Genomic DNA, 19,552 nt, shown 5'->3' on the forward strand with positions numbered 1-19,552 from the left:
TATGACATATCGGTTGATTTTTTTTGAAAAGGGTAGTGTAAACTAATTATTGGTAACGCTTTCTAAAATTGAAGGAGGTATGGATTTGATGCAAAATATTGGAGCAAAACAAGTTGAAGTAAGTCCAAAACTGAAGCAATTTTTACAAGGTGTAAAGAAGCTTTATATTAACGGTGAGTGGGTGGAGTCGGCATCTGGAAAGACGTTTGAAACAGTAAACCCTGCAACTGGTGAAAAGTTAGCAGATGTAGCTGAAGCAAATGCTGAAGATATTGACCGTGCTGTGTTAGCAGCTCGTGAAGCTTTTGATAAAGGACCGTGGACAAAAATGTCTGCAGCGGAAAGAAGTCGTTTGATTTATAAGCTTGCTGACCTCATGGAAGAACACAAACTTGAACTTGCTCAATTAGAAACGCTCGATAATGGGAAACCAATTCGTGAAACATCAAATGCAGATATTCCTTTAGCTATTGAACATTTTAGATACTATGCTGGTTGGACAACAAAAATTGTTGGACAAACTATTCCTGTACAAGGAGCATACTTTAACTATACGCGTCATGAACCACTAGGAGTGGTTGGGCAAATTATCCCTTGGAATTTCCCGCTGCTCATGGCAGCATGGAAGCTGGGTGCTGCGTTAGCTAGCGGTTGTACAATTGTACTAAAACCAGCAGAACAAACGCCTTTATCAGCTCTTTATCTAGCAGGTCTTGCTGAGGAAGCGGGCTTTCCTAAAGGAGTGCTAAATGTCGTTCCAGGTTTCGGTAAAACAGCAGGTGAACCACTTGTTAATCATTTGCTTGTAGATAAGATTGCCTTTACGGGATCAACTGCGGTTGGAAAGTCGATTATGAAGCAAGCGAGTGAAACTTTAAAGAAAGTTACGTTAGAGCTTGGAGGTAAATCTCCAAATATCATTTTACCTGATGCAGATTTATCAAAAGCTGTTCCAGGAGCATTGGCGGGTGTAATGTTCAACCAAGGACAAGTTTGTTGTGCGGGAAGTCGGTTATACGTACAAAAAAAATTATATGATAATGTAATAGCAGACTTAGTGGCACAGTCTAAGGTGATTAAACAGGGTAATGGATTAATAGAAGATACAACGATGGGCCCGCTTGTGTCTGCACAGCAGCAGAAGCGAGTCAAATCATATATTGATAAAGGTGTAGAAGAAGGAGCTGAAATCTTAACAGGAGGTTCGCTGCCGTTTGAAAAAGGATATTTTGTGGAACCAACAATCTTTGCTGATGTTGATCATTCCATGACAATTGCACGAGAAGAAATCTTTGGCCCTGTTGTTGCAGCGATGCCTTTTGATGATTTAGATGATTTAATTGCCAAGGCAAACGATACGACATATGGATTGGCAGCGGGCGTTTGGACGCAAGATTTGAAGAAAGCTCACTATGTAGCTCACGGTATCAAAGCCGGAACAATCTGGGTGAACTGCTACAATGTATTTGATGCAGCTAGTCCGTTTGGTGGATATAAACAGTCTGGAATTGGAAGGGAAATGGGTAGCTATGCGCTTGATAACTATACAGAAGTAAAAAGTGTATGGGTTAATATGGAATCTTAAAAACAATTTCAGAAACATTAGCATATCTATTTGTGAAAAAGAGTAGTCTTTAGTGGACTACTCTTTTTTATTATACGTTGCATAAACCATCTAGTATTTTGCGGAAGTAATTAGTAACTACTAATTCCATAGAAAGAAGTGATGCGTATGAAAGGAATACAGGGTCCGTCGACTTATCGTATGACAGGCCATTTGAAAGATTTTCAAGAAAATCCGCTTTTGTTTTTACGACATCTTAGTGAATACGGCGAGGCAACAAGCTTTCGGCTAGGTCATCGACGATGTTACTTAACAACGAATCCGCAAATGGTAAAAGATATTGTTTTCACAAATGCCAATAGTTTTGTGGATGTAGGGATTAAAAATGTTGTTCGAACACTACAGGTTCACGACTTATATGAATTTAATTTTTCAACGGGGGTGCCAAAAGTCAAGGGTTCCTTTGTGAAAAAACATTTTTCTACCTTTCGAATTGAGCATCGTACGATCGTGCAATCCCATATATCTTTATGGGAAAGTGGAGATTTAAAAGTCTTCAATGAAGAAGTGCAAGATTTGGCGCTCTGTTTATTAGCACACAGCTTTTTTGGCGTAGCCAACAAGCATGATTTGACAGGACACTTACGAAAACTGGCTGAGTTGCGGACTAAGAGACATCAACCTTCGATGATAAAGGTGCCGATCCCAAAGCTTGGAAAGCGAAATCCAATAGAGGCACACGCTATAGCGGGTGTTTTTTCATGCCTTCAATCTCTTTACAATCACAGGTCAACTTGTGAACAAAATAATGTTTACAATGTACTTGATAATGAAAGTGAAGGTGACATTCTTCAGCGATTCTTTATTACGTACGACTTAATTCGCAATGCATGTAGTTGGCTGATGTATACGTTTTGTGAGCATCAGGATATTCTACGACATATCCAGTTGCTAAAAGGTCAGGAGCAAGATGAATATATGCGTATGGTTATTTTAGAGTCGCTGAGGCTCTATCCTCCGATTTGGTTATTTGGTAAACAAGCGGTAGAAGCTGTTCAGGTGGATAACTATCTCTTTAAAAAAAATGAAACGATTTTTATTAGTCCTTATAGCCTCCATCGTAATGAAGCTTATTTCTTAGAGCCTAATGAGTTTTTACCTGAGCGTTTTTGTTTAGATTTAAACGTCGATATACCACAACACCTTTACTTACCGTTTGGCATGATTGCAGAAACCGAAGCTCAAGTGGAATATGTTATGACCATGGTAAAAGCTATTACCCTCCCGTTAGTAACATCATTTAATATAAAAAAAGTGCGGTCCATTATTCATCCAAAAGGAGAGATTTTATTGGAGATGAAAGAGCCTTTTTCTATTGTTGTGACAAAAGACAAATCACCGATAGTAACCTCGTTATAAGATACTTTTTCATTATTGATATATGAACGTATTGACATTAAACTCATTGAAATCTATCATTAAGTGCATCTATTATGAAAGGTACAGATAGAGGAGCTTATGGATAAACTACCCAATCAATTTATTGAACTTGTTGAAACATCCTTATTGCCTAACTTAATTATTAAAAGTGAAAATGAACATGACCCTGTTATAGTCGAATATGTACCTGGTGAATGGATTTTAATTGGAAAAGGCAACTATGCAGCCGTTTTTTATCACCCTTTATATGAAGGTCTAGTAGTGAAGGTATACGGTCGGTCATTTGAAGAGGTAAAAAAAGAAGCAAATGTCTATAAGAAATTAGGAAAACATCCTGCTTATTCTCAGCTTTATTATTATACAGATCACTACTTAATTCTAAAGAGGCTGCAAGGCATTACACTATATGAAGCTGTTCAAAAGCGCGTTATAATTCCGTTAACGGTTATAGATGATGTAAATGACGCATTAGCTTATGCTAAATCAAGAGGGCTCAATCCCTTTGATGTTCATGGGAAAAACGTAATGATGAAGGAAGGGCGCGGATACGTAGTTGATATTTCTGATTTCTATAAAAAAGGCATTGATAAAAAGTGGACGGATTTGGTGAAAGCTTATCACAAAATCTATGTGCCTATTATAAAAAAGTACCATCTTGCTATTTCACCATCTTTATTGAATCTAACAAGACACGTCTATCGTTTGTATCGCAAAGTGAAAAATAAATATAAAAAATATGTATGAAGGCTTTCTGCTCTTGGTTGATCACTAAAAGCAGAAAGTCTTTTTATAATGAAATTGCTATCTTATGCAGGTCTTTAAATCCTTATGAAAACATCCTGACATTGATATTTATTTTAAGAAAAACAAAAAAACATTCAAAAATTCGTTTTAAATGTCGAAATAAAAAGCAGATACACTAAAATCACGATGCACTGAGCGGACAAAGATAGGAGACATAGAAATGGATAAAACATCTTTTTTTGGTTTGATTTTAGCATTGGTTGCACTAATGATAGGAATGTTTCTTAAAGGCGTTAGCCCAGCTGTTTTAATGAACCCTGCGGCCATTTTAATCATTGTTCTAGGAACAATCGGAGCGGTAGTCATTGCGTTTCCAACAAGTGAAATAAAAAGGGTACCTAAGTTATTTGGCGTTCTTTTTAAAGAGCCAAAGATGGCTACACCAAAAGATCTTGTGTTTATGTTTTCTGAATGGGCACAAGTTGTTCGAAAAGAAGGGTTATTATCATTAGAAGCAAAAACAGCTGATGTGGAAGACCCTTTCTTGCAAAATGGATTAAATTTAGCAATTGATGGGCAAAGCGCAGATTACATTAGAGACGTGTTATCTGAAGAGATTGAAGCAATGGAAGACCGCCATCAGGCTGGCGCAGCTATTTTTTCACAAGCAGGTACATATGCACCGAGTTTAGGGGTACTTGGAGCAGTCATTGGGTTAATTGCTGCTTTAGGAAACATGGCTGACACAACTAGTTTAGGGCATGCTATCAGCGCTGCTTTCGTTGCAACACTACTAGGTATTTTTACGGGGTACGTTTTTTGGCATCCATTTGCTAACAAATTAAAACGTAAATCTAAGCAAGAAGCAAAAGTTAAATATATGATGATCGAAGGTGTTCTGTCTTTACTAGAAGGTGAAACACCAAAAGTGATTGAACAAAAGCTGGCATCTTATTTACCAACAGCTGAGCGTAAGAAGCTATTGCAGGAAAGCGAAGTGGCTGAAAATGAGTAAAAAGCGTTCAAAGAAACAAAAAGAGGACGCTCATGTTGACGAGAGCTGGCTATTACCGTATGCGGATTTATTAACGCTATTACTTGCGTTATTTATCGTTTTGTTTGCCATAAGTTCTGTTGATGCTCAAAAGTTTCAAGCCTTATCAAAAGCGTTTAATGCAACGTTTGAAGGGGGAACAGGTGTGTTAGAGTTTCAAACACCACCTACTCCAAAAGAAGAAAACCTCCCGGCTGAAGACCCAACGGAAAAAAATGTAGCAAGAGATAGCGGAATGGATCCTAGTGAAAAAGAAGGAGAAAAGCCGTTAACGGAAGAGCAAAAGCAGAAAATTGCTCACGATGCCGACCAGCAAGAGCTGTTAACTGTTCAACAAAAAGTAAATGCATATATGGAAGAGAATGGAATTAAAGACAAGTTGCAAACCTCATTAACAGATGAAGGGTTACTAATCTCGATTCGGGATAACGTCTTTTTTGCATCTGGAAGAGCTGATGTTCGACCGGAAGATATACGTCTAGCAAAAGAAATTTCAAATTTGCTTGTAATGGACCCTCCTCGTAGTATTATCATTAGTGGTCATACTGATAATGTACCGATACGCAACGCCGGCTTTCAATCAAATTGGGAGCTTAGCGTTATGAGAGCGATTAACTTTATGAAGGTTATTCTAGAAAACAATCGCTTAAACCCAAGTATGTTCAGTGCAAAGGGCTTTGGTGAATTTAAGCCGGTAGCCTCCAATGACACTGAGGAAGGCAAAAAGAAAAACCGCCGGGTAGAAATTTTAATCACACCTCGGACAACAACAGCAGAAAATGAGTAAAAACACGGTTTAATCCGTGTTTTTATTTTTTTATTATAATAAAAGACGTCGATTTTCATAAGTTCCGCGTACTAAATTAAGCTCTTCTCCCTCTAAAATTAAGTCAATTAAGGCACCATTAAATAAATCAGACACCTGCTTTTTATCATTTGCTTGCAGGTATTCAACTCGATACCATTTCTCATTATAGCTAAAATACATAAAGCGTCCCCACGTATAGTCTAGCCAAAACTTAATTGGTTTGCCGTTCACAAGCTTCTTTACGTACCCCCAGCTTCTTCCTTGGTGTGAATCGGTCATTTTAGGTTGAGCTGAATTGAACACTTGATAATAAAGCTTATTGTGCAAGTCATATAGCATCATACCTAAGTCACTCCTTTTTACTCGTTATTAATTAGTAGTATGCAAGGGAATAGAATTTAGAAGTAGTAAATGGACAAGCCTTCGTAATTTTAAAAATAATGCGAGTGTATACTAAAGAAAGACTGTTTGAAATCATTTACCTTATCTACATGCCGACATAATGGTTAACAAACGTGGGGAGTTGACTGAATTTCAATGCAGAAGAAAGCATAAAGGATTTCAACATAAAGAAATTTTGCTGACGTATAAGCCTATATCTCCTCCTTATTATACAAAAGAAGGAACCGTTGATGAGTGGTTAAGGGATAGAGATCGTCTCTTTACGGTGCACAAACAGAAAGTTTTTCGAGGAAAGCTTTTTCATCAACCCTGGATTTTACAAGATGGACACTATTCTATGAAAAAAATACGATTACGACAGCCTATCTACCAATAAATAAAGATGAAACAATTGTGCATTATGCACAACATCTTGTTACGTATTTTTATTCTTTTCAAAAAATGTGAAGAAATCGATATAAATAAAGGCTTGAACGAGCCTGTGAGGTTGTGGTACTATTTGCCTTGTGAAAATAGTGAATATTACATGGGATAAAAATGGCCTTTTTAGATGTGAAAAGGTAAATGAATTGAAAGTATATTTACATAAATTTGTTCGAATTATACATTTTTATCAAAAGATGTGTGCGCTTTTACATCCTGCAGCCATCTAGTATTCAAGTCATAAGTTTAGGGGGATTTGATTTTGAAAACACCAAGATTACCTTCAATTGGTGAAATTATGATCGTGTTACTTTTATTTCTAGCGGTTGTTGTTTCATTCGCACTCATTTTCGAACTTCCCATCCAGCTAGCGCTCTTTATTTCATGGTTTATTGTTATTGCGTTAGGTATTCGCTTAGGGTATAAATATGATTTTTTACAGAAAGCGATTACAAAAGGGATTGGGAACGGGTTAGAAGCGATTCTGATTTTATTGGCAGTAGGAGCTTTAATTGGAACATGGATCTCTGGAGGGATTGTTCCATCATTAATTTACTACGGCTTAGAGTTTATTAACCCTACGTTCTTTTTATTAGCTACTTTAGTTATTTGTTCAATCACTTCTGTTGCAACGGGTACATCATGGGGCACAGTAGGAACAGCAGGTATTGCAATGATGGCGATAGGGGAAGGAATGGGAATGCCTCTACCGCTCGTAGCTGGGGCAGTTATTTCTGGAGCATATTTCGGAGACAAGCTATCTCCACTATCTGATAGTACAATCTTGTCTGCTTCCATGGCAAAAGTGGATGTAATTGCTCATGTGCGAGCAATGCTTTACTTAGATATTCCAGCTTATATTGTTACATCTATTTTGTTTACCATTGCTGGATTTATGTACGGTGATAACAACTTTGATAGTGAGCGAGTAGAGTTTTTAAAATCATCTTTACACGATGTGTTCCAAATTAATGTGTGGATGCTTGTTCCAATGGTTGTTGTTATTGTTTTATTAGCATTAAAAAAGCCGTCACTACCATCAATTGCAGTGGGTTCTTTACTTGGTGTAGTATGGGGAGTCCTTTTTCAAGATTTAAGCGTATCAACTGCTTTTCATACAGCTTACAGCGGATTTTCCATCGAGTCAGACATCACCTTTATAACAGAATTGCTAAACCGCGGTGGAATTGAGAGTATGGTTGGTTCAATTATTGTTATTATTTTTGGATTAGGCTTTGGTGGCTTGCTGGAAGAGTTAGGTGTACTAAAAGTACTTCTCTCTAAATTTGAACAATTTTTAATAAATGCCGGGAACGTCACGACAGCTACGATTTTTACAGGTCTACTAGGAAATATCTTCGGTTGCGCTATGTACGTATCGCTTATCTTAACGCCAAAGATTATGCAAGATAGCTATGATCGTTTAAAAATCAATCGACTTGTATTAGCGCGTAACTCTGAAGTAGGTGGAACGTTAACCTCAGGTATGGTTCCATGGACCGATAATGGTATTTTCTTAACAACGATCCTAGGTGTATCAACGTTTGCTTATCTACCGTTTATGTGGTTAAGCTTTGTTTCTATTATTATTGCTATTATTTATGGTTATACTGGAAAATTTATTTGGTATACAACAGATGAAAATAAGAACGTTAGCTGAAAAGCTAGCGTTTTTTATTTGAAAACGTTAGCTTTCTATTTTGTATTCATGAAATGTTGTAAAAAACCAGAAAAATTTTATAATCAAACAATGATTCTGATAGTAATACTTGCTTTTAGTCAAACAACTAGAACGAAAAGCGAGTAAAAGAATGTTGGGAAAGATAGAAGGAAAGAAGTGAAGTTAATGGCACAACATGAAGGACAAAATGATCTGAAGCGGACGATGAAAAGTCGTCACTTATTTATGGTCTCACTCGGAGGTGTAATTGGAACAGGGTTATTTTTAAGTTCTGGTTATACAATCGGACAAGCAGGGCCGGGAGGAGCGATGCTCGCTTACTTGGTCGGTGGTTTTATTATGTATTTGGTGATGCTGTGTTTAGGTGAGCTGAGCGTAGCTATGCCACATGCGGGTTCATTTCAGGTCTATGCGACAAAGTTTATTGGACCTGAAACAGGATTTGCTGTAGGGTGGTTATATTGGTTAACTTGGGTTGTTACCACTGCTATGTTATGCAGTTTATTATTGGAGACGACGTAAAGGATTAAACGTATATACAGATCAAAGTGAGGCAAAGTAAGAAAAGAGTTTGGGACATAACAAAATGAGTGCTTCTAAAAGACGAACACTAGCTGTTCCCATCTCTTTAGTTTGTCTCAACTCGTTCGTTCCATTGCGCTACGGCCACTCGCTTTCCGCGGGGAGGAACCTGAGCTTCCTCGCTGCGCTGCGGGATCTCCGTTTTCCCTCTCTTTCCCGCAGGAGTCGAGTGTCCTACGCTCCATTCCACCCTGTTTCCAACATTGTTTTCACAATCAACAAAAAACCTGAACGATTAAAAGTTATGAACTCTCAATCGTTCAGGTATAGTAAGGACTGAACTACTTATGTCTCAGTCTCTTTATTATTCTATGTATTTTTTATATTTGAAACAGACAAAAACACCCTATCCATTCCGAACTGGTTAAGTGTCCCGCAACAAGCGAAATGGTGATGGATAGGGTGCTAAGCTAAGAATAAGCTTTTTTCATACGAATGTCAATGTTTAGAGGGATGAACATTGACATAATGGTCCATTGTAACGTTTGGCTCGAAGAAACGTCCCATTTGTTTGTCCCATTCTTCGAATAATGAAGATTGGACAAAATTCACCATATGACTTTCAACATTTTCCCATTCAACAATAATCATATATTTAGTATCTGTTTCAATGCATCGATGAATGGAATGATTAATATATCCTGGTACAGATGCGATAACGTGAGCGGCTTGATCAAATGCTTCTTCAAACTCTGCTAGTAGCTCTTTTTTAATACGGAAAAAAGCAACTTCTTTAATCATAATGTCCTCCAAATTTCTCTATATAAGATAAACAACTTCAAAGATTACCTCACATGGTTCGTAAACAGAGCAAACTCTTTTTACGCTTTCACCAACTTTTCATTTTGTTTTTGTATAGTTAGAAGCGTAGAAAGAAAACTGTTCAAAAAGCTCATAATTCTTGCGCTTACATACATAGCGTAAGTCATGGATGGAAGTTAGGAGAGGTAAGAAAATGGATAAGAAGAAAAAGAAAAAAAAGAAAAAGCTTTTTTCTTTTCTTGGTATCATTGCTGCTGGTGCTATCATTGCGGGTGTCGTGTACCAAGTCAATCGCGTTGATGCAGTAGCAAGTGTTGATGGAGACAAAATCACAAAAGACCAATTATATGAAGTGTTAATGTCTCAAGGTGGAACTGACGTTTTAGATTCAATGATTGAACAAAAAGTCATTAATAAAGAAGCGGAAAAGAAAAGTGTAACAATTAGTGAAAAAGAACTCGACAAAGAGCTTGATGCGTTAATTACATCATACGGTGGAGAAGATACGTTTAATCAAGCTTTAGAAGCAAATGGTATTAAAGAAAGCGAAGTAAAAAAGGATTTAGAAACAAACTTAAAAGCTAAAAAGCTGGTAGAAGATACAATTGACATCTCTGAAGACGAGATGAAATCATATTTTGATGAAAACAAAGATTCATTTGATCAGCCAGAGCAGGTAAAAGCAAGTCATATTCTTGTAAAAGATGAAAAAACGGCTAATGAAGTTAAGAAAAAACTGAGCGATGGTGAGAAATTTGCTGAGTTAGCAAAAGAATATTCGACGGATACAGCCTCTAAGGAAGATGGAGGAGATTTGGGATACTTTAGTAAAGAAGATATGGTTCAAGAGTTTAGTGATGCTGCATTCGACTTAAATGTTAATGAAATTAGTGAGCCGGTTAAAACAGAGTATGGTTATCACGTTATTAAAGTAATTGATAAAAAAGCAGCTCAAGATGCGAACTATGAAAATAGCAAAGAGGAAATTAAACAACTCTTGTTAGAGAATAAATTTCAGTCTGAATATCCAACTTGGTTAGAAGAAACAAAGAAAAAGTATGACATTGAGAATTTTTCGTAATCCATTATTCTAAATAAAGTGAGGAATGAAAATGAAAACGCAAAAGCCTTACAATAAGTTAGAACAAATTGTAGAAAAATTAAAAGAGCGCGGAGTACGAGCTGAAATATGTCGCCGCGTGGTACAAGTAACAGAAAGTGTAAACAACCAATCAAATTCTCATTCTCAACATGCTTTTAACCGTTGACATAAATAAAATAAATAATAACATAAACAATCAGCAGGTAAACCTACCTGCTGATTGTTTATGTCCTAGCGATAAAGTAGTATATTTATAAATGAATGGAGCTGAGAAAATATGAATGTTTTATTAGCAGAAGATGATTTGCAACTAGGAGAGCTAGTAAGTTATATGTTAAAGAAAAAAGCCGGCTTTAACGTCGAATGGGTGACGGAGGGGCGTGATGCTTACTTTTATGCTGTTGATGCGCATTATGATATTCTCATTTTGGATTGGATGATGCCAAACGGAGATGGAGTAGAAATTTGCCAACAGCTTCGAAAGGAAGGCTATAATGGCGCAATTTTAATGTTAACAGCAAAAGATGCTGTTCAAGATCGCGTGCATGGATTAGATGCTGGTGCGGACGATTATATGGTGAAGCCGTTTGAAATTGATGAACTGTTGGCCAGGCTGAGAGCTTTGTCTCGCCGCAACTATGCTCCAATTGTTGAAGAAACTGTTAAAATCGATCAAATCACCTTAAACCGTTCGAGTCAAATGATGAATAGTGGAGACAAATCAATCCAGCTCAGCCCAAGAGAATTTCAGCTGTTGGACTTTTTACTGAAAAATAAGGGACAGGTCTTATCAAGAGATATTATATTAGATCGCGTTTGGGGCTATGAATCGGATGTATCCATTAAAACAATCGATGCAACGGTCAAACTCCTGCGAAAAAAGCTAGATCATTTTGGGAAACAAGAGCTCATCCAAAGTATACGTGGAGTAGGTTATAAAATTGACTAAAAAGTTAATAAGAAGAGCTCGTAACCGGATGAAGCAAGATTTATTTAGCAAAACGCAAAATCGTCTTACCTTTCGCTACAGTGCGCTGTTAATGATATTTCTGCTTTTATTTGTGTTTATTGTCTATTCACTTGTTTACGTTGTGATTAGCAGTAACCAGCAGCAAAGCTTAAATATGTTGCTCAAGCAAGAAACAAAATTTGTGAAAAGTCTTTTGGTCGAGCAAAATGACCAAGTAGAAGATGAATACCAAGATATTGTTGTGGCAAGGGAAGATGCGTTCTTTTATTATGTCGTTAGTCCAGAAGGTCAGTTACTAATGGGCAGCGAAGCAAGTGAAGGACTAAGACCGAAATTGCTAAACTTAATTAACGGCTGGATTCCGATTGAAAATGAAGTGCGTAAAGAACGCATTGAAACAATTCGTCCAAATGTGGAAAAGTTTGAGCGGAATGGTCATGCTGAAGATGAATTTAAGGTAAGTATTGATTTGCTTATGACTGGACAGCCAATTTTTTATAAAGGTGAGTTTTTAGGGATGCTTTACATTGGTAAAAACGTTTCGTTTCTATACCAGTTGCTAAAGTGGCTTTTGGTCATCATGTTATCGTTAACAGTTTTATTTGTAGGCGTAGCCATTTACATGAGTCGTTTAATGTCAAAGCGTGCAATGATTCCCATTGAAACCGCATTTTTAAAGCAAAAAGAGTTTGTAGCCGATGCTTCTCATGAATTGAGAACGCCATTAAGCGTGATGCTATCATCTATTAATGCGCTCGAAATGCAGGATGAAGTAAATGAAGATCCTTTTTCTAAAAAGCTTGTCGGTAATATGAAAGCAGAAGTAAAGCGGATGACTAAGCTTGTAAGTGATTTGCTTACGCTGGCTCGGTCTGATGCTAGCAAAAACCAGCAAGCCTTTAATAAATTTGATATTAAAAAAATGGTTGAAAAAGTAATGCAGTCCGTTGAGCCACTTGCTCACTCTAAAAATATTAGCTTACATCTAGAAGCACCTGACCAGATAGAGCTTTCGGGAGATGAAGAAAAGCTTACGCAGCTCATGTATATATTATTGGATAACGGAATTAAATACACCACTCCACAAGGACACGTAAAAGTATTGATTAAGCAAAGACCGAATGCAGTTGAAATTCGAGTGGCTGATACGGGTGTTGGTATCCATAAAGATGAACAAAAAAGAATTTTTGATCGCTTTTACAGAGCGGACAAATCTAGGTCTAGACAAATGGGCGGACATGGTCTTGGTTTAGCAATTGCGAAATGGATTGTTGATATGCATAAAGGAACAATTAAAGTGGAAAGTGAACCTGAGAAAGGAACCACTTTTCGAATCAGTTTACCTCAATGAAAATGTGCCGGATACTCGTGTATCTAGGTACATTTTTTGTCTAGTTTGCACAAAACATCTTTTAAAAAAAGGCAAAATACACGATGAAAAAATTAGAAAATTCAGTTATATTTAAAATAATCTAATGCAAGTGGAAGGGGTTTATGGATGAAAAAGTATGACTTACTTATCAAAAGTGGAACGGTTGTGTTAGAAAACGAGGTATGCGTAATAGATATTGGTATATATGAGGGTAAGATTATTGCTTTAAAGTCTACTATTGATACCAGCCTAGCGAAAGAGGTACTAAGAGCAGAAGGAATGCATGTATTACCTGGAGCTATTGATATACATGTTCATTTTGATGAGCCTGCAAGAGAGCATTGGGAGGGATTTGATAATGGTTCAAAAGCGATGGCAGCAGGAGGGTGTACAACCTATTTTGACATGCCTCTAAATGGTGTTCCGCCTACCATAACGAAAGAAGCTTTTTTAAATAAAAAGAAGCTTGGAAATGAGAAGTCATTTGTAAACTTTGGTTTATGGGGAGGATTAGTACCTGGTAATAAAGATGAACTTAAAAAGATGGCAAGGCAAGGGGCTATTGGTTTTAAAGCATTTATGTCAGAAGCAGGATCAGAGTTCGAATTTTCAGATGGACTTACGCTCTATGAAGGGATGAAAGAAATCGCGAAGTTGGGTAAGGTTCTCGCTTTGCATGCAGAGAAAGACAAAACGATTAAAGAGCTTCAAAAACAAAAAGAGGAACAGGGGCTTACATCGATTAGAAGCTATTTAGAAACAAGGCCAATTGAAGTGGAAGTAGAAGCAGTTAAAGAAGCATTAGAGTATGCTGAGCAAACTGGATGTTCACTCCATTTTGTACATATCAGTAGTAAAGAAGCTGTTGACTTAATCGTAGATGCTAAAAAAAGAGGGGAAGATGTTACTTTAGAAACTTGCCCACACTACTTATTGTTTGGAGAAAAAGACTTTGTACAAATTGGAGCACTGGCTAAATGTGCACCACCGCTCAGGTCAAAAGCAGAACAAGAGAAACTGTGGTTATCGATGGAAAAAGGTGAAATTGATATGATATCTTCCGACCACTCGCCGTGTCCTATGGACTTGAAGAAATCAAATAATATGTTTGAGGTGTGGGGAGGAATATCGGGAGGGCAATATACGCTTCAAGCAATGATCACAGAAGGGTATCAAAAAAGAAGCATCCCTCTTACTAAAATTGCACAGTTAACTTCAACGGCTCCTGCCAAGCGTTTTGGGTTGTATCCTCAAAAAGGTAGTATTCAAGTGGGCGGAGATGCAGATCTAACAATCGTTGATTTAAAGAATTCCTACATCGTAAAGCAAAACCGCATGTTTTTTAAACACAAGCACAGCATTTATGAAGGCTATGAATTCAGCTGTACAATTCGCTATACGATTTGTGAAGGTGAAATAGTATACGAGTTTGACACTAACACGTTTCAGCAACCTATTAATAAGTCAAGGTTTGTACAACAAATCGAAAATACAAACGTACGTTGAGGATGACAGCAGTCATCCTTTTTATTTTATACCTTTTATTATATCGAAAAACTATATAGGGTAAAAGACACAGTTTTAAAAGAATAGTAGGGTAAAAAGAAATAGAAAATATTAGCTTGGTATTATAAAAAATCAGGGGGATGAATAATTAAAATAAAAAATATAAAGGATTTTTTATTTAGAATAAGCTGGTTATATAGCTGTTCTTAAAGCACGGATAAGAAAAAAGATGTATAAAAAATATGTTTATTTACATTTTTTTATATTGACAGAATCATTTTATAAGAATAAAATTTTATTGTTTCTAATTTTATATCATCATAATTTTTTGATATTTTAAAAATTAGTAAACAGGGGAAAAAGGGAGAAAGATAGAGAGAAAGGATGTAAAATATGTCGCTTGATAAAGAGAAAATTGTCCAAAGTGTTCCTCAAAAAGGATTTTTTGGCCATCCAAAAGGATTATTTACGCTATTTTTCACTGAGTTCTGGGAGCGCTTTTCCTATTATGGAATGAAAGCACTTCTAATCGTGTATTTATACACGGAAGTGTCTAAAGGTGGACTAGGTATTGATAATGGAACAGCAGCATCCATTATGTCCATTTATGGAGCGCTTGTTTATATGTCAGGAATTATTGGCGGATGGATTGCTGATAGGATATTAGGAACCTCAAGAACAGTGTTCTGGGGCGGCGTGTTGATCATGATTGGTCATATCGTTTTAGCTATTCCAGCCGGATTTAACGGTGTTTTAGTAGCCATGCTGTTTATTATTTTAGGGACAGGCTTATTAAAGCCAAACGTTTCAAGTGTTGTGGGAGACTTATATAGAGAGAACGACAACCGACGCGATGCCGCATTTAGTATTTTCTATATGGGAATTAACTTAGGTGCTTTTATCGCTCCATTAATCGTATCTACACTTGGAGAAAACTATGGATTCCATTTAGGTTTCGGTGCCGCAGCAGTTGGAATGTTAGGTGGATTAATTGTTTTTTCTATGACAAAAAAGAAAAACCTAGGTTTAGCAGGTACGGAAGTTCCAAATCCGTTAAAGCCTGGTGAGCGTAAAAAAACGTTTGGAATTATTGGTTTAATCGTTGCTGTTCTCGTAATCTTTTTAATTGTAGCAGGAGTAGCAGGCTTCTTAACTATAACGAATGTTATTGCATTCATTAGTTTCTTAGCTGTTATTATTCCAATTATTTATTTCACCGTTATGTATCGTAGTTCCAAAACAACTGATGTTGAACGCTCTCGATTACTTGCTTATATTCCATTATTTATTTCTGCTGTCATGTTCTGGGCAATTCAAGAGCAAGGTTCAACAATCTTAGCCATTTATGCTGAAACATCAACGCAGTTAACTTATGGAAGTTTTACAATTCCAGTAGGGTGGTTCCAGTCGCTTAACCCGTTATTTATTATTTTATTAGCACCTGTATTTGCTAAGCTGTGGGTAACGCTTGGAGATCGCCAACCGTCTACACCGCAAAAATTTTCTTTAGGATTGTTATTTGCCGGTTTTTCATTCCTAGTAATGGTTATCCCGTCAGTAACAGGTGATGCGAATCATTTAACAAGTCCATTATGGCTTGTTTTAAGCTTCTTCTTAGTTGTAATTGGTGAGCTTTGCTTATCCCCAGTTGGATTATCGACAACAACAAAACTAGCGCCAAAAGCATTCTCAGCACAAACGATGAGCGTATGGTTCTTAGCAAGCGCAGCTGCACAGGCAATCAACGCACAAATCGTTCGATTCTATGAGGGAATTTCACAATCCTCATATTTCGGATTATTAGGTGGAATTTCTGTTGTTCTAGGTATCATCATCTTCCTTTCTTCTTCAAAAATTAAGCAATTAATGAAGGGGATTAATTAATAAAAGAGGCTGGGACATAAGTAATTCAGCCAATGATAAACCTGAACGATTGAGAGTTTCTCACTTTTAATCGTTCAGGTTTTTTGTTGATTGTGAAAACAATGTTGGAAACAGGGTGGAATGGAGCGTAGGACACTCGACTCCTGCGGGAAAGAGAGGGAAAACTGAGATCCCGCAGCGCAGCGAGGAAGCTCAGGTTCCTCCCCGCGGAAAGCGAGTGGCCGTAGCGCAATGGAACGAACGTGTTCAGACAAACCAAAAAGATTGGAACAGCTATTGTTCGTCTCTTAGAAGCAATCATTTTGTTATGTCCCAAACTCTTTTATTTTTTTGATCCAAAGATATTCATAAATGACCTGTAGCTTTGATCATCTTCTTCACCGTTATAAGTGGGAAATTGAAAGAGAGCGTTCATCGTATTCGTTGAGTTTTCAGTTTCAGCAATAATTTGATGGATATGAACGGCTTCGGATGTATAACCATTAGCATATGCATTTTTTATTTGGTTCAGCGTTAAATGAAGCGAGAAAACTTCTTTACGAAGCTGTAACTTCGTGTGCTCGTCAAAATAAAGAAATTTTTCGTAATAAAGATTGGATGCTTCATTAAATACTGCCAATCCATTTTCAAGCTCATTTACGGCAATATGCCTAATCGCTTCATCTTCTAATCGTGTAAACGGCTCTTCAATCATTAGACCTAAAATGATAGCTGTATCAGGTTTGAGCATAGCTATTTCCTCCTACTCTCAATTCGTCATTATTATATATGTATGGAAACATTGTTAAAATATTCACTACACTTTTAAGGCTAGCCGAACATGGCTAGCTCTATACATTTTACTCATTTAATTTTTTTAGTTACAAAAATGCTTTAAAAGTTACAAAACGTATCAAGTTGTCTGAACATTAAGTATCATAGACTTTGTAGAAAGACAGGAGGTTAAGGTAATGGGTACAGCTCGTAAATTGGAAACGTTGTAGCCGTTATCTGTGAGGGTATGATGAAGCGCTTAGGAGAAAGCAAACCGGAACTTACGGGTAACGGTGTATTAGTTAAAGCAGCAGGCGGAGATAAAATGAACGAGGAGACAAACATTGATAAACCTGTCGATTTCTCTTTAATGGGTGCAGGCGTATTAATTGCTTGTTCGTTCTTTATCTTCGGTAGCTTAGCTCATAAATTTTTAGGAATCCCAGGTCCGGTGTTAATGATTGTAGCAGCAACACTAGTCAAATCTTTACAGCTTATGCCGAAAAAGATGGAACAAGGATCTTATCATTTATACAAATTTATTTCATCAAGCTTAACATGGCCACTAGAAGAAGCACTTAAAACGCATAAAGAAAAACAAGGAAAGCTTGGAGTACATTCCAAAGTAGAAGTTCAAAGCGCAAAAGATTTAAGCCTTGCTTATTCACCAGGAGTAGCAGAGCCATGTCTTGAAATTGCAGAAGATGCTGAGAAAATCTATGATTATACGATGAAAGGGAATTTGGTTGGCGTTGTTTCAAATGGGACAGCCGTTCTTGGATTAGGTAATATTGGTGCAGGTGCTTCAATGCCAGTTATGGAAGGGAAGGCATTGCTATTCAAGTCATTTGCAAACGTCGATGCATTTCCTATTTGTTTAAATACTGAGGACCCAGACAAGGTAGTTGAAACGGTTAAACTTCTTGAACCTACGTTTGGCGGTATTAACTTAGAGGATATTGCAGCACCTTACTGTTTTGAAATTGAAGAACGCTTAAAACAAGCTTGTAATATCCCAATCTTTCATGATGATCAGCACGGAACGGCAATTGTTACGGCTGCAGGTTTGTTAAATGCGCTACGCTTAGCAAATAAAAAGCTTGAAGATATTAAAGTTGTAGCAAATGGTGCTGGTGCTGCAGGTGTTGCCATTGTAAAACTTCTTTTAAACATGGGTGTGCAAGACGTTATATTATGTGATACAAAAGGAATTATTTATGAAGGACGTCCTGTTGGTATGAATTCATTTAAAGAAGAAATGGCACGCATGACGAACAAAAATCAACAAGAAGGTACCTTAGCGGATGCATTAGTAGCTGCAGTGTATGCAATTGCTGGATTAATTGATGAAACAGATATCCATGCTGACTATGTAATTCCAAATCCATTCGATAAGAGAGTCGCAGCTCATGTTGCAGCTGCCGTAGCGAAAGCGGCAATGGATTCAGGGGTGGCAAGGAAACCAATCGATGTGGAAGGTTTACGCAATAAAATGCTTCAAACAAATGAAGTTCCAGAGCTTGTTACAACAAAATGACACATAAAAAAGCCAGCGCCAGCTGGCTTTTCTTTATTTAACGGCTAAACGATTTAAAACAAATTCTTCTACTACCTTCGCAACACCATCGTTCATATTTGTATCTGTTACGTGATTTGCCAACTTTTTAATATCTTCAGGTGCATTTCCCATCGCAACGCCTAAACCCGCAAATTCAATCATGGCTACATCATTATAGCTGTCGCCCATGGCAATTACTTCGTCTCGCGTAATCCCTAGCTTCTGAATAAGAAAATCAAGGCTTGTACCTTTTGTTACTCCAACTTCTGTGAACTCTAAGAAATATGGTTTTGAGCGCATAACGCTTAGCTGTCCATCAAGCTGTTTTTGTAGCTTTTCTTCAACATGAACCAGCTCTTCACTTGGTGCAAGCATCAAGACTTTTACAACAGGATCTTTCACAGCGTCAACGAAGCTAGGTACTAGTTTAATAGGTAAGCCAGTAATATTACTTTCGATATCCGTAAATTCGTTTTCTACTTCCGTAATAATTTCATCTCCTACATAGGTATGAATCAATACGTTTTCTTGTTTACTCAATGCATCTAATTGATGAACGGTTTCAGGTGATAATGTACTACTAAACAATTCTTCCTTAGTACGCCAATCAATAATTTTTGCTCCGTTAAAGGAGAGGATAAAGCTTCCGTAATCAGCTAGTCGAAGCTCTTCAGCAATATGAATCATGCCATAGGTTGGTCTACCGGAAGCTAGCACAACTTTTACTCCGGCTTCTTGCGCATCCATTAAAGCTTGCTTTGTACGGGGAGAGATTGTATGGTCATCTCGTAAAAGAGTATCATCTAAATCTAGTACAATCATTTTATAGGCCATTTTAATAATTCCTTTCTATGACAATATGTTCATATCGTACTACAAAAGAACAGGTAGTTCAATTTTTGTTCAAGTTACGTGAAAGGAAGTTTCCTAGATCACACACGTAAGGG

General features: G+C 37.2%; 18 protein-coding genes and 1 pseudogene. 15 read left to right on the forward strand and 4 right to left on the reverse strand.

Annotated elements, in window-relative coordinates; translation table 11 throughout:
• Positions 1-88 precede the first annotated feature (88 nt).
• The 5 genes from MKZ18_RS08590 (at position 89) to motB (ending at position 5,589) form a co-directional block, all read left to right on the forward strand.
• Positions 89-1,585 carry an aldehyde dehydrogenase family protein gene (locus tag MKZ18_RS08590; RefSeq protein WP_025909157.1) on the forward strand — a complete coding sequence of 499 codons (1,497 nt, stop codon included), beginning with the start codon at positions 89-91 and terminating at the stop codon, positions 1,583-1,585.
• 147 nt (positions 1,586-1,732) lie between these two features.
• The gene (locus tag MKZ18_RS08595) at positions 1,733-2,983 is read left to right on the forward strand and encodes a cytochrome P450 (protein ID WP_025909156.1); all 1,251 of its coding nucleotides are present in this window, start codon (positions 1,733-1,735) and stop codon (positions 2,981-2,983) included.
• 99 nt (positions 2,984-3,082) lie between these two features.
• On the forward strand, positions 3,083-3,748 hold the full coding sequence (locus tag MKZ18_RS08600) for a serine/threonine protein kinase (protein ID WP_025909155.1): 666 nt from the start codon (positions 3,083-3,085) through the stop codon (positions 3,746-3,748).
• 220 nt (positions 3,749-3,968) lie between these two features.
• A complete protein-coding gene (gene motA, locus MKZ18_RS08605; protein ID WP_025909154.1) occupies positions 3,969-4,763 on the forward strand; it encodes a flagellar motor stator protein MotA in 795 nt (264 codons plus the stop codon).
• Entirely contained in the window at positions 4,756-5,589 is an 834-nt protein-coding gene (gene motB, locus MKZ18_RS08610) for a flagellar motor protein MotB (RefSeq protein ID WP_144593789.1), read from the forward strand. Before motA ends, motB begins: the two co-directional genes overlap by 8 nt.
• A 33-nt stretch (positions 5,590-5,622) precedes the next feature.
• Here the strand turns inward: motB and MKZ18_RS08615 are convergent, their stop codons facing one another.
• Positions 5,623-5,952 (reverse strand): hypothetical protein, encoded by a 330-nt coding sequence (locus tag MKZ18_RS08615; RefSeq protein WP_025908915.1) that lies wholly within the window; start codon positions 5,950-5,952, stop codon positions 5,623-5,625.
• Between the two features lie 145 nt (positions 5,953-6,097).
• Here MKZ18_RS08615 and MKZ18_RS21075 point away from each other — a divergent pair.
• The 3 genes and pseudogenes from MKZ18_RS21075 to MKZ18_RS08625 all read left to right on the forward strand — a co-directional run.
• Positions 6,098-6,388 (forward strand): annotated as a pseudogene (locus MKZ18_RS21075) (DUF2071 domain-containing protein); the annotation flags it as partial.
• Between the two features lie 309 nt (positions 6,389-6,697).
• Positions 6,698-8,095: a Na+/H+ antiporter NhaC gene (gene nhaC, locus MKZ18_RS08620; protein ID WP_144593790.1), complete on the forward strand. Its 1,398-nt coding sequence runs from the start codon at positions 6,698-6,700 to the stop codon at positions 8,093-8,095.
• 186 nt (positions 8,096-8,281) lie between these two features.
• Positions 8,282-8,638, forward strand: a complete 357-nt coding sequence (locus tag MKZ18_RS08625) for an amino acid permease (RefSeq protein ID WP_390894710.1) — start codon at positions 8,282-8,284, stop codon at positions 8,636-8,638.
• Positions 8,639-9,136: 498 nt separating this feature from the next.
• On the opposite strand, the gene MKZ18_RS08630 is transcribed toward MKZ18_RS08625, so the two are convergent.
• Positions 9,137-9,439 carry an antibiotic biosynthesis monooxygenase family protein gene (locus MKZ18_RS08630; RefSeq protein ID WP_144594412.1) on the reverse strand — a complete coding sequence of 101 codons (303 nt, stop codon included), beginning with the start codon at positions 9,437-9,439 and terminating at the stop codon, positions 9,137-9,139.
• 214 nt (positions 9,440-9,653) lie between these two features.
• On the opposite strand from MKZ18_RS08630, the gene MKZ18_RS08635 reads away from it, so the two are divergent.
• The 6 genes from MKZ18_RS08635 to MKZ18_RS08660 all read left to right on the forward strand — a co-directional run bounded on the left by MKZ18_RS08635 (position 9,654) and on the right by MKZ18_RS08660 (position 16,294).
• The gene (locus tag MKZ18_RS08635) at positions 9,654-10,541 is read left to right on the forward strand and encodes a peptidylprolyl isomerase (RefSeq protein WP_100347625.1); all 888 of its coding nucleotides are present in this window, start codon (positions 9,654-9,656) and stop codon (positions 10,539-10,541) included.
• A gap of 31 nt (positions 10,542-10,572) precedes the next feature.
• Positions 10,573-10,728, forward strand: coding sequence for a hypothetical protein (locus MKZ18_RS08640; protein WP_153301180.1), 156 nt, complete (start codon positions 10,573-10,575; stop codon positions 10,726-10,728).
• Positions 10,729-10,839: 111 nt separating this feature from the next.
• Positions 10,840-11,511 (forward strand): response regulator transcription factor, encoded by a 672-nt coding sequence (locus MKZ18_RS08645; protein WP_025908909.1) that lies wholly within the window; start codon positions 10,840-10,842, stop codon positions 11,509-11,511.
• The gene (locus MKZ18_RS08650) at positions 11,504-12,883 is read left to right on the forward strand and encodes a sensor histidine kinase (protein ID WP_138117120.1); all 1,380 of its coding nucleotides are present in this window, start codon (positions 11,504-11,506) and stop codon (positions 12,881-12,883) included. The genes MKZ18_RS08645 and MKZ18_RS08650 overlap by 8 nt, the downstream gene beginning before the upstream one ends.
• 147 nt (positions 12,884-13,030) lie before the next feature.
• Positions 13,031-14,410: an allantoinase gene (locus MKZ18_RS08655; protein ID WP_035320329.1), complete on the forward strand. Its 1,380-nt coding sequence runs from the start codon at positions 13,031-13,033 to the stop codon at positions 14,408-14,410.
• A 393-nt stretch (positions 14,411-14,803) separates the two neighbouring features.
• Positions 14,804-16,294 carry a peptide MFS transporter gene (locus tag MKZ18_RS08660; protein WP_061786706.1) on the forward strand — a complete coding sequence of 497 codons (1,491 nt, stop codon included), beginning with the start codon at positions 14,804-14,806 and terminating at the stop codon, positions 16,292-16,294.
• A gap of 322 nt (positions 16,295-16,616) precedes the next feature.
• Here the strand turns inward: MKZ18_RS08660 and MKZ18_RS08665 are convergent, their stop codons facing one another.
• Entirely contained in the window at positions 16,617-17,024 is a 408-nt protein-coding gene (locus MKZ18_RS08665) for a hypothetical protein (protein WP_076513110.1), read from the reverse strand.
• Positions 17,025-17,261: 237 nt separating this feature from the next.
• Here MKZ18_RS08665 and MKZ18_RS08670 point away from each other — a divergent pair, with 237 nt between their 5' ends.
• Positions 17,262-18,584 (forward strand): 2-hydroxycarboxylate transporter family protein, encoded by a 1,323-nt coding sequence (locus tag MKZ18_RS08670; protein ID WP_260864987.1) that lies wholly within the window; start codon positions 17,262-17,264, stop codon positions 18,582-18,584.
• Between the two features lie 33 nt (positions 18,585-18,617).
• On the opposite strand, the gene MKZ18_RS08675 is transcribed toward MKZ18_RS08670, so the two are convergent.
• Positions 18,618-19,439 (reverse strand): Cof-type HAD-IIB family hydrolase, encoded by an 822-nt coding sequence (locus MKZ18_RS08675; protein WP_061786485.1) that lies wholly within the window; start codon positions 19,437-19,439, stop codon positions 18,618-18,620.
• Positions 19,440-19,552: the final 113 nt, after the last annotated feature.

It is taken from the genome of Priestia sp. FSL W8-0001, from assembly GCF_038050335.1.
Classification (GTDB): Bacteria; Bacillota; Bacilli; order Bacillales; family Bacillaceae_H; genus Priestia; species Priestia flexa.